Genomic DNA, 13,708 nt, shown 5'->3' with positions numbered 1-13,708 from the left:
CCCAAAAAAGAGCGAAGGACGCTCAAATGTGCAGGTCTTTTTGACAAAATGGGGCCATTCCGCAAAAATCGCTCCAAAGACCTGCATTATCGTTTTAGAATTAGGCATTTCGCGATTTTTTCCAAAAAAGACCTGCACTATCGCTCTAGAATTAGGCATCGTGCGTCTTTTTCCAAAAAAGACCTGCTGTATTGATTGTCTTTTACATAATCCGGTGGATGACCTGAATAAGCTCTTAAAGCTTATACTTTCTTATATTTAGAAAAAAAGCCGGGTTCCTTGTGGGAACTCCGGCTTGTTGTTCATATCCTTGTGGTGCTGCAATTCCTATCTTGCTCCAAAATACCCCAGCCTGCGGGACAATTGTGCGGCGAGGCCCTTAATTTTGATCCCGATTTCATGGATCTGCTCATACGAGACGTTATAGCCGCTGACGCTGATTGCCGCAATGACATCGCCTCCACGGTCACATACCGGTGCGGATGCGCATCTCACACCCACTACCGCTTCCTCGTTATCAATCGCATAACCGTTCTGTCTTACCCTCTCCAGCTCTTCCAAGTACTCCTCTACCGATCCGATCGTAGTGCTTGTCAGCTTCTCGAAGCTGCAGTTTTCCAACAGCTTCCTGGTCTTTTCCTCCGGCAGCCAGGCAGTCAAGGATTTACCCAAGGCGGTATTATAGATCTGCTTCCTTTGTCCGACGGCTCCAAATAAATACTTGAAGTGATCCGGTTCCACGTTCACCATATACAGCACGGAGTCTCTGTCAAGGATGGCCAGGTGCGCAGTCATGCCTATTTCCTCGACCACCTGCATTAGTATCTGCTTGCCCTCATCTACCAGGGAAGTGGAGCCTGTAAATACGGAGCCGAGCTCAAATGCCTTCGGGCCTACCATATATTTGTCGGTATCCCGAACCTGTTCCAAATAACCATGTGCCTGCAGGGTCAGCATTAAACGGTGAACGACGCTCTTGTGCAGCCCGAGCCGCTTGGCGATTTCCGTTACCCCCATAGGGCGCCTTTCCTCTATAAAGCTTTGCAGAATTGTCAACGACCTGTCCACGGACTGGATCAGGAAATAGGGGGAATCTTTCGATTTGATGGATGAGTCACTCATGACAAGTCACCTGCTCCCGCTGTATTTAAATATAAGTTCAGTAAGGCCCCAGTGTAGTGAAAGCTGTGCAATATACAATAGCTTCATGACATACAATAAAAATCCGCAGAAACGGTTAATAAAAGTATACACAAACCAAAGAAAAAAAGAAATACGCTGTCTCGTTTCTTCGACAGTGGCGAGTTTTATATGTTAGCGGGGCGCCCACAAATGGGGGGTGATGACTGCATCATCTATATTTGCAAAACGGTTCAAGATCTCTTCCCTAAGCTCTTCAGGCAATGGCGGTCCGGCCATCAGCCGCAGGTTCTCCCTAATCTGCCCCTCTGTTTCCGCACCAATAATGAGGCTGTCTGCGCTGCCGCAATCCCTGACGAACGAAACCGCCATCTGGGGCAGCGGAAACCTGTACTTCCCGGCCAGGTCGTGAAGCTCCATCAACGGCGACTTTGCCTTGGCCATCGTTTTCCCAAGCTCATTCGGCTGCATAAGGATAAGACCCTGCAGGAAAACACTGCGCACAAACACCAGCTTTCCCCTCTCCTTCAGTTTCCGCAGCCAGCCATTGCGCAAGGGGCGGTGGTCAAGCAAATTCATAGGCAGCTGGACCGCTTCATAAAGATCGTTAAGCAAACGGCTGCCGATCAGCGAATACTCTTCCTCGGTGTTATATGCAACGGAAATGCCGGCACGCTCGATTAAGCCTTCCTTACGCAGGGATCGCAAGCCGGCCTCAATAGCGTCCCCATGCTCCTTCAAAACATCGGTATTATGCAGCATTAACAGCGGAATGGAGGACACACCCAGCAGTTTCAAGGAATCGATGGCCTCCTTACGCATGTTCTGCTCCAGCTTATCGGGATCAATCCTCCCGCCGACTCCCGTCTTCAGCTTGGTAATAATGAAGGGACTCTTGCCTCGGCTGAACCGGCCAAGCAGCGCTTCCGCGCGGCCGTACCCCGCAGCAGTATCGAATGAAGTTATGCCCTCGCTCCAGGCCAGCTCCAGAAGCCGCAGCCCCTGTTCCTCCGTAAGCATGCCTTCCCGGTTGTTAATGCCATATGGAATCCCCAATTGCACCGTACCCAAAGTAAGCTTCGATATCTTCCGTTCAGCAGTTGGTCTCATCATTATGCTCCCCTCTACGCTTCACTCAACAACCGTCGAGCTAGAAATTCGCTGTCTTTTTGCCACACAAAATGCAGGGCCATTGTCTTCCTAAATATTTAGGGGGGCAATGGCCCTGTCTGACTAGAGGACGATTAGAGGCAGCCTATTCATGGTTTATATAAAAGCCGGCCTAACGGGGAACTCCTCTTCCCCTGCCCCATAGTTGTATAACTACGAATCTTTACAAGGAGTGTTAGTATTCTTCATAAAGCCTCAATTCGTTCAGCTGAGGCCAGCCCTCGGATCTTGTTATTTCCACCTTAACGTACTTGGCCGCTTGAACAGTGTCGAAATGATGGATTTCCATACTGTCGCTGTTGTGCCTGGCCCCGGTGTAGGAAATGACCGGTGTCCATGTCGTACCGTCTACGGATAGAGATACGATAGCGTCCTCCGCATACTCTCTGGGCTTCAAATTGACCCCGATGGCACTAAGCTCCCTCACAGTATCCAATTCAACGGTATAGTATGCCGGTGGCGGTGTAGGTGAATTTCGCGTGGCGGAATCCCAATAATCCAGACTGCCGTCCAGCGGTCCGGTAATGCCCACCCTGCCCGATGTATAAGTCATATCGGTATCAATTTGAATTTGGCCGTTATTGTATAGCGACAGCAGATCGATCTGGGATAACGCAGGCTCACCGTACAAAGCTATTTCGCTCAGAACCGCTTGCCCGGACGCTTTCGTAATTCTTACCCTAACTTCCTTGGCCAGAAGCCCCGGATCATATTCATGGATATCAAGAATCCCCTGCTCATGAACAACGTCGGTGTAAGAAAACAAGGAATGCCATTGACCCTGCGCATCTTTATATTCGACAACCGCGCTCTCCGGTCTTCCGGCTTGCGGTTTCAAGTTGATCCCGATAGCGTTAAGTTTGTAAGTTTTCGGTAAAATAAGAGTGTAGTAATAGGATTCCGGCGGCATGGGGACGCTTCCCCAGGCAGCATAATTCAAGCTAGCCACCCCATCAATGGCTCCTGTTGGTTTGACATTCACGCGGCTAGGAGTACCCGGATCCTCATAAGTCATATTGGTATCAATCTGCAGGCTTCCGCTATTATACATGGCAAGCAGCTCCATACGGTCGGTACGTTTCTCAACCGTTACATCCTCCGGGTTAAAATACTTTCCGCCTATGAAGCCCTTGGTGGAATGAGCATCGTAGAAGACAATAAAGATCCGCCCATCGGAAAGCTCAACCGCACTCGGATAAGCCATGTCCGTAGAGCCGGGGCTTTTATAAATTAGAGCATCCTCCCAGTCCTCCCAATCGGTTCCGGGCTCCATTACCCGCCCTACTACAGCTCTTCCGCTGCTGAAGTCAAATTTGCGGTCTCCCCACGTATGAAGCACAGTACCATTACTGAGCACAAGCAGATCCGAGCAGTGGGCGTACATCGTGGTTCTGACCGCGGCACTCCAAGTGTGCCCGTTATCAAAAGACTCCGATTCCCAGGCAATCCCATTGTCGCTGTCTGAATAAGTTCGGTGCATGCTTATCAGGTGCCCGCCGCCCAAATCGGCAATAACCGGTTCAACAAACCCGATAGCTGGAAACAGATTCGGCTGAGGCAAGGGTATCGGCTCGGCCATCGTCGCTTCCAACGACGGATTCCAGGTCAAGCCACCGTCCGAGCTGCGAACAACTACCGATCGGCTAACCCCTTGATCGGAGGCGTAAGAGCCATAGATAGGCAGCAGGAGCTCTCCGGTATCCAATTCAACCATTTTGGAAGAAACTGCAGCGTTTATCAGATTCGTTTGCACCTTGGTCGGCGCGCTCCAGGTCAAGCCCTCATCCGTGCTTCGGGATACGTATACTTGATTGACTCCGTTATCAGGTTTGAACCAGTTCAGAAGCAGCGTTCCGTCAGACAACAGGGTAATGGAAGGATCGCGGTCATCTTCAGGCGTATCCATGATGATCCGCGGTTGAGACCAGGTCAGTCCTTCATCCGTGCTCTCTACCATAGCAATTCTGCCATTCGTGCCTTGATGTGCGGTTGCACTGTAGTAGACTACAACAAGCTTGCCGGACGGCAATTGCTCCATAGAAGGAAAATAGGTATTGTAACCATCAGCCGTCTTTGCCGCTACAATCACATCCGGCTCTGACGGATTTGGTACGGCTGCCAATGCGGCCAAGGGAATCATCAACATTAGCAAGCTCATCAGCATGATCATCGGTAATTTTCTCATATGAGCATCCTCCGAATTAGATTTGGCATTCCTTGACACCATAGCGTAGGGCTTCCATTCAGCAGGTTCCGATGACTCCGCTCCGAAATCGCTTCTATTTATCCGTTAATGAATCAAGTTCATTTATTCCCTGTCGGCTCGTCCCCACCCCCCTTCGAAAGACAAGCTGTCCGGTGACAGATGCAAGTAGTGCATGTGAACATAAGTAAAGCAAATGCATTATTCTCTAAAATGAGGGCGCTGGTGAATAACAAATACGGAGTTACTTGCTATCCCAAAATTGCGAATGGACAACTAACAACGAAATCGAGACGCTACCAGGCGGTCCAACCGCCATCCACTACGATGTTGGATCCGGTTACAAAGCTGGAGGCGCCGGATGCCAAGTAGAGTACGGCTCCTACGATTTCATGCGCCTGTCCTACTCGGCCAAGCATCGTCTTGCTGTTCAGACGGGTCAGAAAAGCTTCATCCTGCTGGATGTTGGGATTCGGGAACGGTCCTGGGGTAACACTATTCACGCGGATGCCCTTCGCAGCCAGATGAGCCGCACAATAACGGGTAAACTGGATGACGGCCGCTTTGCCGGCTCCGTAATTGGCAGGGTTGTTCGCCCCGCTGGTTCCGTAGATGGACGGGTCGGGCGAAACCATTCCATACATGGAAGCGATATTGACGATGCTTCCGCCCCCCGCAGCCTCCAAATGCGGCACAGCTTCACGGGTACAGCGGAAGCAGGTACCCACCGCCCCGTCCAATCCGTACGCCCAATCCTCGTCGGACATCTGCTCCACGGTGCCCAGCGGCCCGTAGCCGGCCCCGTAAGTGGCGCAGTTGATCAAGACATCGATGCGGCCGAACGTTTCCCTAGCTTCGTTGAACAGGCGGCGGATCGATTCGGTATCAGAGACATCACAAACCGCACTTACGATTCTCTCTCCCGTATGCTCTGCGGGCTGCAAATCAGCCGATACAACCGCAGCGCCAAAATCAGACATGGCACGAACGATTTCTCGACCTAAATAACCGCTTCCTCCGGTTACGACAACGGTTCTGTTTTCCATGGAAAACAAGCAACTGTACATTCTTCGAGCCTCCTCGATTATCAAATCCATGCCGGTCGTTACCTTACCGGGCTGAGCTTATGCAATCCAAACCCGCTATTTGGCGGTGTAGCCGCCGTCTACGGGAAGGTTGACCCCGGTGATATAAGCCGAAGCATCCGATGCCAAAAAAACGATGCTGCCCATCAGATCGCTTTCCCCCGCCATCCTCCCGAGGAAGGTCCGTCTGCTGTAGCTTTCAATAAAAGCCGGAGGCGTACGCTCGGAGGCCATTCCTCCCGGGCTAATGCAGTTGCAGCGCACCCCGCTCTTTCCATAATAGCTGGCCGTAAAGCGGGTAAAATTAATCATGCCGCCTTTATGAAAGAAGTAGTCGGGAACAAAGCCGTGGAATTCGACATCGCGGTATATTTCGGCGTCAGGCCCCACCATGCCTTGGATAGAACCTACATTAATAATAGATCCCCCTCCCTGTCGGGCCATCACATCACCAAAAGCGCGGGTCATTGCAAATAATCCCGCTGCGTTAACCTCCATGCTCTTGGTGAACGTCTCCAAGGGGTCCTGCCAAGAGCCCATCGTACGCAGCACCGCATTGTTGACGAGGATATCGATGCGTCCGTATTCGTCCAGCAGCGTGTCCCTTAGAGCCAGAATAGACGGCTCCTCGGCCTGGTCCAGCTGGCGGGCGGTAACCTGCACCCCTCTAGCGGCGAAGTCTGCCTCGATCTCGGCGAGCTTGTCGCCATTGCGGGAAGTCACCTGGGTAATCGCCCCCGCCTGAGCGAGCGCGGAGGCGATTTGCCGCCCATACAAACCGCTGCCTCCGCTTACAACAGCTACTTTACCCTCGAGTGAAAAAGATGACATAACGTTCATGTTGTTCCCTCCTTCGAGCTTTCCGAGTAAATGCTGTCTGCCGGTCTTCCGCAAGAGGACAACAGCCGCTTCATAATGGCATTGTAATACTGGCTTAAAGCGACTACATCCGCCCCAATACTGATGAACCTGTAACCAAGCCCGATCAGCTCCTCGCGGTTGTCCACGGTCCCTACGGTGCCTGCGAACTTCCCGTATTTGTTGGCAAGATCGGCTATCCGCTTCCGCGTTTCCAACAGCAGGGGATGATCCATCCGGCCGGGAGCCCCGATCGATTGGCTGAAATCGCCCGGACCGAAAAAGATCATATTAACCCCGGGCAAAGCAACGATCTGCTCCAGCTCATCCAACGGCTCCACATCTTCAATCTGCAGAATCAAAAAGCGTTCTTCATTCGCCTGCTTGATGTAATCGTTAAAGTCCACGTTGCAGTATGCTCCATCCGAGTTGCCCCCGTCGACCGGCCTCATGCCAAGCGGATGGAATTTCGTGCTGCGGACCACCCGCTGCGCGTCCTCCAGGCTCATAATATGCGGCACCATAATGCCGGCCGCGTCCATTTCCAGCGGGCGGATATAGTCGCTGTAGCTTCCGCGTGCAACTCGGACAATCGTATCCGCATCGTAAGCCTTGGCGGCCAAAATTTGCTTTTCTACCGCAGACCAGTCATTGGGCACATGCTCCATATCGGTCCAGATACAATCAAAGCCCGACATAGCGGCTATTTCCGCCGAACGGGAATCGGCCAGATTAAGTTTGGTGCAATAAGCTACTTCTCCTGCATGCAGCTTTCTCAGTACTCTACTAGGCCGCATTGCGTACTTTCTTACGGACATAGCGGTTCCTCCTGATTATTGAGTTGTTATGGCTGGCAGCAAAGTATTAACTGAGGGGCCTAGAACTCCAGCTAAACGGTAAGCTGATCCGTCACAGGCTAACGTTCGACGGATCGTCAACGGCAAACAGGCGGTTGATCTGTCAACGGCTGCCCGGCCGACAACCTGATTCCCTGACAGAATTAAGCAGTTCTATCATTCTAACCCAGCAAGGGAAGGTGCTATATCCTTCACCGCAATTTCCGCTCCCTGCTGTTCGCGGCTTCGGATTCCCGCTATGACAAGCTTCATCAATTCAGCTGTCTCCGCAAACGGAAAGGGCCTTTCGCCTGTGCGCAAATAATCGATAAAAGCTTGAAGCTGGGCTTTGAACGAATAGAAAGTATCTTGAAAGGAAACATACGCATGCCCCGATGTACCGCACAGAAGCACGGGGCCGAAAGCTCCATACATATCGGCTGTAACGGAAATCACTATATCCGCCCCGCACCGGTGCTTAAGATGCACGATGTTCCTGTCCTCGGTGCCCGTATTCCGCACCGTCAAGAAACCCGGCCCCACAATAGGATAAATTCCTTCCAGCGCATGGATACCGTACCGTTCCCAAGACTTGGCCATAGCCACCGTTACATAGCGCAGCTGCCCTAAATTTGCCGTTGACAGCCGATAAGGCATATATTCCTTGCTGTACCTCATACTGCTGGAGGACAGGATTGCCCTACCCTCTCTCGCCCATTGGGCAAATATCGCTAAATCGCTTTCATTATCCACCAGCGGCTTATCCACGAACACGGGAAGACCTGCCTCCACGAAAGGCCGGCACCGCTCCACATGCTCTCCCCCTATGTCGGTTGCTATAATGACCGCATCCACCTGGCCAATAACCTGCTCCGGATAGCTTGCAATATGGGGAATTAAGGACGCCTCCGCGACAAGCCGGGCATCTTCCGGCGAATCCGTCCAAATATGAGTCACCTTAGCTCCCTTGATGCGCAAATTCTCCTTAGGCTCTTTAGCCAAATACTCCGGAATGCCGGGATAAGGACAGTTCTGCATAGCCCTCTCATTGTATCCATTGAAGATGGCGCTCCAGGAATAAGGATGCCCGTTGCCATCAACCATGCCGATCATCGCCAAACGAATAACTTCCCTCTTTACCAAAGCGTTGGTCATATTCAATCCCCCACTCTTAGTTCTCTGAAAAGTCTTGACTCGTTCGCTCTTATTTAATGGAATTCTGAAAAGGAGAATCTTGTTCGTCTCATATATAGAGACGCTATACCTATATAGGACTTTAACTCATTATATAATAGTTAGGAACAGACGTAAATGAGAAAAGCCGATTTTATCGAAACCAAATCGGATGCTTATTTAGCCCATAAATCGGAAGTGGCGAAAATTATCGCTCGCAACGTGTATGGCGGGAACTTGCCTGCGGAATCGGTTTAATGATCGAAGAAGGAAAATAAAAGAGCGAGGTTCGTGGTCGGGTACCCACAAACACTCGCTTTTTTTTGCATCGCCGTTAAGGCAAGCGAAAGCCGCCCGCCGCCAGAGTCGATTTTGACATGCAGAGAAGAATTCCTCGGCCATATACCCCTCAGCCGTTCGCGCTTCCGCGAAAGCCGGTAATTTTTACTGAATTATCGGTACGGCCGCTTTCTCTCTCGCTAAAGAGGATCATCCGAATGTTCTGCATAGGCTGGAGTAAACGATGCACTTTACTTTAGTCCTGGATATGCTGTACTACAAGATCCATTTGGGATCGTTATCCAACTTTGTGTAACCGTACATGATCTTTGAATTTCACGGCAGCTTATCCCAAAGATCTTAATACTCAACTTTCAGGTTTAATGCGATCTCGCACCGAAAGTCGAGCTATAATTTCAACCGGGAAAGATCAAGCTCCATCTCTACTAGATCCAAGCCCGGGGCAAAACCATCCGGGCAAACCCGCTTTGCGACGAACCCGAAACGTTCGAAAAAGCCGCGGCTGTACTGCGACGTTTCAATGGTTACTCTGGTAAATTTCGGCTCCGCCGCGATCCTCTTCAATCGCTCGACGAGAAGCCGCCTGCCCAGCCCGCATCGATGAAGATCCCGGCGGACCATCCCCCAACAGAGAGCGGCAACGGTCCCGTCTTCTCCTATAGCGCCATAACCGCCACTGGCGACAATCTTCCCGTTCTCATCCTCCATGACCAAATACGGCCACTTCAAATCATCCAGATCAGAAACAAAATCTTTAAGCTCCTCGGGCGCAAAATATTTCGGTACATTGCTCTCAAACAAAGCCATACATGCTTCCCGATCTTCCTGACGGTATGGACGTACATGGTATGGTCCGCCGTGACTCGAGTGGTTCATCTCTTCCTCTCCGCTTCTTTTCATTATGCATAATGCGTTTGTTCCTCTGGCTACTATTATACATGCATGGATGTTTGCAACCAATCGTCTGGAGAGTATTGTTGCCTATGTGTTATTTCCTATAGTTGGGCTGCTCTTTCCCGCCCTATGCGAGCGGGACGATAGATCAATCCTCGATCTCCCAAGCAGGATTCCAGACGATTTCCCATAAATGGCCATCGGGGTCCTGGAAGTGTCCCGAGTACCCGCCCCAGAAAGCGTCATGCGCGGGATCCGTAATGACAGCCCCTGCATTCCGGGCTTGTTCCATAATTCTGTCCACTTCTTCCTTGCTGCCTACATTATGGCCGATGGTCATTTCCGTCGGGCTCGGCGATCCCAGAGGGACCTTCGCCTCATGGGCGAGATCACGGCGGTTCCAGATGGCCAGTTTGACACCGGCCTGCAAGTCGAAAAAGGCGACCGCCCCGTGTTCAAACTCTTTGCCTATGATCCCTTGGGTCGGCAGGCCCAGTCCATCCCGATAGAATTTTAATGATCTTTCCAAATCGTCCACGCCTAATGTGAGTACGGAAATTCGAGGCTTCATTATTCTCCTCCTGTGTCGATGTTTAATCTTTTCAGCAAATCATCGCATATTTAGGTCCATAATCATTGTACAAAACGGACAATCGATTTAAATACTTGGCCTGGAGCTAATCCGTAGTAATGTTTAAACTTGTTAATTACGGTCGGGATCGGCTCCCCTTCTCACGCGATGGCTTGGACGAGCTTATCCAGCGATTGATTCATGCCGGCAACGGCATTGTCTGACATGGGCCCAAGCACTGTCCAGCCGTATTCAAACGTGCGGGTAATGACAAGGGCTTGCTGACTCTCTTTTGGATTCATTCGGGTTTCTCCTTTTCAATTTGGTTATTTGCATGTTTCTTCATTTCTTCTTTTAATACTGCATCCAAGGTATCCAGTCTTCGGCTCCAGCGCTGTCTCATCCGCTTAGACCATTCCTCGAATTGGACCATTGCTTTAGTGTTGATTCGATAGATGCGCTGCTGTGCCCGCTTTTCCACCTCTACCAAATTCGCCCCGCGAAGAATTTTCAGATGTTGGGAAATCGCCTGCGGGCTGACTTTGAATTGATCGTAAATCTCGGATGCAGATAACCCGTCATGATCAGCGAGCATCTCCAGAATCCTGCGCCGGGTCGGGTCGGCAAGTGCAGAAAATATATCGACAGGCATCGTTAGTCGTTTTCCTCCCTTCCGGTTATTTCTGACTTCATATTAAATCTTTTCCTTAATAAAGTAAATGCTTAAATAAAATAAACAACAACATTTCTACGGCCAAACCGTCAATGCTGATACAGACGCGAAATTTGAAGCACTTGGCAGCGGAATTCATCAATAAACTCCGGCGGTGCCAGCACCCTTACATGAATCCCAAAGCTCAAAAGATGCTGTACGGCCTTCTCCCTCGAATAATAATAGGCCTTTATCAGCAAGGTTCCATCGGGATTCTCCGCAATATCGGCGGCTTCGAACTCTTCCCTGACCCTAGCCTTCGCCGCGGGGTTAAAGCATAGCATTACATCCACGCCATCCGGCGGCTTTATGTTGCGGTCCTTATCTATATCCTCAATGGTCAAGTTGCGGCGGACGAACCTTTCAGATAAGAGCTTCAAATTGTTCATGCGGGATAAACGAAAGACCCTGAGGGCCGAACGGATACGACAGAACCCCCATAAATACCAAGCGCTCCGCTTCAGGTACAATCCCATGGGCTCAACCGTTCGGGACGTCTCTGCTCCCCTACTATCCATGTAGTCAAATTTCACTGTATGCATCTCCCGGACAGCAAGCTGAAGAGACCTTATCTTCTCCTTGACATCCGCATTCGAAGAGTGCCGGAAATCGAGGCTGAATGAGGCAGAGGTTGTGAAATCCTCCGGGATCAAAGCCCCGATTCTTTCAAGCAGCTCGGTCAGCTCGGAGTTATCCGTTGCCGATTGAATGCCTCGCAACGAAGTATAGATCGCAACTAAATGTTCCAGCGTCAATACTTGTTTATCTATCCGGTAGCCCGGCATAATTTCATACCCTCCGTCCGGACCGGGATAGGAAGCAACAGGAATTCCAGCCTGATTAATCGCGTCGATATCCCGGTAGACAGTCCTTAAGGATACCTCGAACCTGTCCGCCAACTCGGCGGCAGTCACTCTTTTATTACTGAGCAGACACATTGTAATAGCAAGTAATCGATCCAGCTTCAAGCCAAATCCCCCCCTATCCCGATTATATCGGCAACAGACCAAAAGCACGAGCGGCCCCCCAGCCTTCCGCAACGCTCCAGACTCCCGGCGCGCGGTGTTTGGCGTCGCATGACGGTGGTCAACCACTTAGCCATCATCCCAGCAACGGCTGACACCCAAGTGTACTTCATCCATCTTGAGCATTCTTCATTTTCCTATATACATACCTGTTAACGATCCCTGAGCGTCAGATAGCTGCCTTGGCGTTCCTGCAAAAATAACCTGTCCGCCTTTATGACCGCCTTCCGGTCCAAGGTCGATCACCCAGTCCGCCTGTCTGATGATATCCAGGTTGTGTTCAATAACAATGACCGTACTGCCATTATCCACAAGTCGGTTTAGAATGGTCAACAAATGATCCACATCCGATAGATGAAGTCCCGTTGTCGGCTCGTCCATGACATAGATTTTTCCTTTCCTGTGCAATTCGCCCGCCAGCTTAATACGCTGGCATTCCCCTCCGGACAGCGTGCTTAACGGTTGGCCGAGTGTCAAATAATGCAAACCAACATCATCTATAGCCTGCAGCTGGCGTCGTATCTCTTCTTTATCAAAAAATTCAAGCGCCTCTCACGGTTCAAGGTGAGATAATCCAGCCCTATGTCGATCAGATGCTGCAGCCGCTCCGACAAAGCGGATACGAGCGGGGCCGCGATCAAATCTTTGATACGGTTTATCACTTTATGAAGCTCGCTTATCTCCATCGCAGAGCATTCCGCTATGTTAAGTCCGTTGATGGTGCAGCTTAAAGACGCCTGATTAAGACGGGCGCCCTTGCACTCCGGACACGCGACAAGGGTAATGAAGCGGTTCACCTTGCTTCGGGTACTCTCGGACAATTCGCTGCTGTCTCTTTGAATATACAGACGGTTGAATTTGTGGACGACTCCTTCATAATCAGACTGGATCGGTCCTCCCTTGGACGGAAGCTTTATTTTTTTGCCTTTGCCGTACAGCAGCAGCTCCCGCTCCTGCTCCGTATAGTCCGCAAGCTTCTTGTCATTATCGAATAAACCTGACAAGGTATATGTTTTTAAATACCACGACCCTACGGAAAACACGGGAAATAATATCGCTCCTTCATTTAATGACTTCGATGGATCAAAGAGTTTGCGAACATCGAGCTCCACCTTTTTGCCGAGGCCTTGACATCCCGGACACATGCCTGCCGGATCGTTAAAGGAGAAGACGTGGGAGTACCCGACGAATGGCTTGCCTACGCGCGAGTAAAGCAGGCGGAGCATCGAATAAATATCGGTAATAGTGCCCAATGTCGAACGAGAGTTGCCCCCCAGACGTCTCTGATCAATAACGATGGCGGTGGACAGATTTTCTATCGAATCCATATCAGGCCGGCTGTGTTTAGGCAGACGATTTCGGATAAACGCCGTGAATGTTTCATTTAACAGCCGCTGTGCTTCCGCACTTATCGTATCGAAAACGATCGATGATTTACCCGATCCCGACACTCAGGTAAAAACCGTTATTTTCCGTTTGGGGATTCGAAGCGATACATTTTTCAAGTTATTTTCCCTGGCTCCCCGTATGACAATGTACTCCTGCTGTGACATGGAACTCCCCCATTCGCTTTTTATCTAAAAGTATAAACCTACGACCCTGACATCCGTTTGTCAGGAATTTGCGGGACAAATTTTATTTTTGCAAAAATTATGCCCGTCCTTTGATGCCCATAAATAAAAGCCCCCTTACAATCACATGGAGAGAAGCTTCTCAATGAGAATGTCCAGGAGGCTTATAG

General features: G+C 50.5%; 12 protein-coding genes and 1 pseudogene. All 13 read right to left on the bottom strand.

Annotated features, from left to right (window positions below; genetic code table 11):
• Positions 1-327 precede the first annotated feature (327 nt).
• Positions 328-1,122, bottom strand: a complete 795-nt coding sequence (locus ACTHRH_RS11685) for an IclR family transcriptional regulator (RefSeq protein ID WP_144933447.1) — start codon at positions 1,120-1,122, stop codon at positions 328-330.
• A gap of 192 nt (positions 1,123-1,314) precedes the next feature.
• Positions 1,315-2,253: an aldo/keto reductase gene (locus tag ACTHRH_RS11680; RefSeq protein ID WP_144933446.1), complete on the bottom strand. Its 939-nt coding sequence runs from the start codon at positions 2,251-2,253 to the stop codon at positions 1,315-1,317.
• 232 nt (positions 2,254-2,485) lie between these two features.
• On the bottom strand, positions 2,486-4,495 hold the full coding sequence (locus tag ACTHRH_RS11675; protein WP_191964362.1) for an exo-alpha-sialidase: 2,010 nt from the start codon (positions 4,493-4,495) through the stop codon (positions 2,486-2,488).
• A 314-nt stretch (positions 4,496-4,809) separates the two neighbouring features.
• On the bottom strand, positions 4,810-5,580 hold the full coding sequence (locus ACTHRH_RS11670) for an SDR family oxidoreductase (RefSeq protein ID WP_150959988.1): 771 nt from the start codon (positions 5,578-5,580) through the stop codon (positions 4,810-4,812).
• A gap of 75 nt (positions 5,581-5,655) precedes the next feature.
• On the bottom strand, positions 5,656-6,438 hold the full coding sequence (locus tag ACTHRH_RS11665; RefSeq protein WP_150959989.1) for an SDR family oxidoreductase: 783 nt from the start codon (positions 6,436-6,438) through the stop codon (positions 5,656-5,658).
• Positions 6,435-7,274, bottom strand: a complete 840-nt coding sequence (locus tag ACTHRH_RS11660) for an HpcH/HpaI aldolase family protein (RefSeq protein WP_144933442.1) — start codon at positions 7,272-7,274, stop codon at positions 6,435-6,437. Before ACTHRH_RS11660 ends, ACTHRH_RS11665 begins: the two co-directional genes overlap by 4 nt.
• A 195-nt stretch (positions 7,275-7,469) precedes the next feature.
• A complete protein-coding gene (locus ACTHRH_RS11655) occupies positions 7,470-8,447 on the bottom strand; it encodes a Gfo/Idh/MocA family oxidoreductase (RefSeq protein ID WP_144933441.1) in 978 nt (325 codons plus the stop codon).
• A gap of 705 nt (positions 8,448-9,152) precedes the next feature.
• Positions 9,153-9,641: a GNAT family N-acetyltransferase gene (locus ACTHRH_RS11650; RefSeq protein ID WP_144933440.1), complete on the bottom strand. Its 489-nt coding sequence runs from the start codon at positions 9,639-9,641 to the stop codon at positions 9,153-9,155.
• 166 nt (positions 9,642-9,807) lie between these two features.
• Positions 9,808-10,230 carry a VOC family protein gene (locus ACTHRH_RS11645; RefSeq protein ID WP_144933439.1) on the bottom strand — a complete coding sequence of 141 codons (423 nt, stop codon included), beginning with the start codon at positions 10,228-10,230 and terminating at the stop codon, positions 9,808-9,810.
• A gap of 161 nt (positions 10,231-10,391) precedes the next feature.
• The gene (locus tag ACTHRH_RS11640; RefSeq protein ID WP_186328201.1) at positions 10,392-10,532 is read right to left on the bottom strand and encodes a hypothetical protein; all 141 of its coding nucleotides are present in this window, start codon (positions 10,530-10,532) and stop codon (positions 10,392-10,394) included.
• Positions 10,529-10,882 carry a metalloregulator ArsR/SmtB family transcription factor gene (locus ACTHRH_RS11635; protein ID WP_144933438.1) on the bottom strand — a complete coding sequence of 118 codons (354 nt, stop codon included), beginning with the start codon at positions 10,880-10,882 and terminating at the stop codon, positions 10,529-10,531. Before ACTHRH_RS11635 ends, ACTHRH_RS11640 begins: the two co-directional genes overlap by 4 nt.
• Before the next feature lie 110 nt (positions 10,883-10,992).
• Entirely contained in the window at positions 10,993-11,910 is a 918-nt protein-coding gene (locus ACTHRH_RS11630) for a helix-turn-helix transcriptional regulator (RefSeq protein ID WP_144933437.1), read from the bottom strand.
• Between the two features lie 186 nt (positions 11,911-12,096).
• Positions 12,097-13,520: pseudogene (locus ACTHRH_RS11625) on the bottom strand (ATP-binding cassette domain-containing protein).
• Positions 13,521-13,708 lie beyond the last annotated feature (188 nt).

It is taken from the genome of Paenibacillus sp. SAFN-117 (genome assembly GCF_051966115.1).
Taxonomy (GTDB): Bacteria; Bacillota; Bacilli; order Paenibacillales; family NBRC-103111; genus Paenibacillus_L; species Paenibacillus_L residui.
The sequence above is the reverse complement of the archived record's forward strand: the minus strand, read 5'-3'. Positions and strand labels throughout refer to the sequence as shown.

Bases quoted from the DNA above. Each gene is read 5' to 3' on its own strand.
- ACTHRH_RS11685 (WP_144933447.1), bottom strand. From the start codon at position 1,122: ATGAGTGACTCATCCATCAAATCGAAAGATTCCCCCTATTTCCTGATC.
- ACTHRH_RS11680 (WP_144933446.1), bottom strand. From the start codon at position 2,253: ATGATGAGACCAACTGCTGAACGGAAGATATCGAAGCTTACTTTGGGT.
- ACTHRH_RS11675 (WP_191964362.1), bottom strand. From the start codon at position 4,495: ATGAGAAAATTACCGATGATCATGCTGATGAGCTTGCTAATGTTGATG.
- ACTHRH_RS11670 (WP_150959988.1), bottom strand. From the start codon at position 5,580: ATGTACAGTTGCTTGTTTTCCATGGAAAACAGAACCGTTGTCGTAACC.
- ACTHRH_RS11665 (WP_150959989.1), bottom strand. From the start codon at position 6,438: ATGAACGTTATGTCATCTTTTTCACTCGAGGGTAAAGTAGCTGTTGTA.
- ACTHRH_RS11660 (WP_144933442.1), bottom strand. From the start codon at position 7,274: ATGTCCGTAAGAAAGTACGCAATGCGGCCTAGTAGAGTACTGAGAAAG.
- ACTHRH_RS11655 (WP_144933441.1), bottom strand. From the start codon at position 8,447: ATGACCAACGCTTTGGTAAAGAGGGAAGTTATTCGTTTGGCGATGATC.
- ACTHRH_RS11650 (WP_144933440.1), bottom strand. From the start codon at position 9,641: ATGAACCACTCGAGTCACGGCGGACCATACCATGTACGTCCATACCGT.
- ACTHRH_RS11645 (WP_144933439.1), bottom strand. From the start codon at position 10,230: ATGAAGCCTCGAATTTCCGTACTCACATTAGGCGTGGACGATTTGGAA.
- ACTHRH_RS11640 (WP_186328201.1), bottom strand. From the start codon at position 10,532: ATGAATCCAAAAGAGAGTCAGCAAGCCCTTGTCATTACCCGCACGTTT.
- ACTHRH_RS11635 (WP_144933438.1), bottom strand. From the start codon at position 10,882: ATGCCTGTCGATATATTTTCTGCACTTGCCGACCCGACCCGGCGCAGG.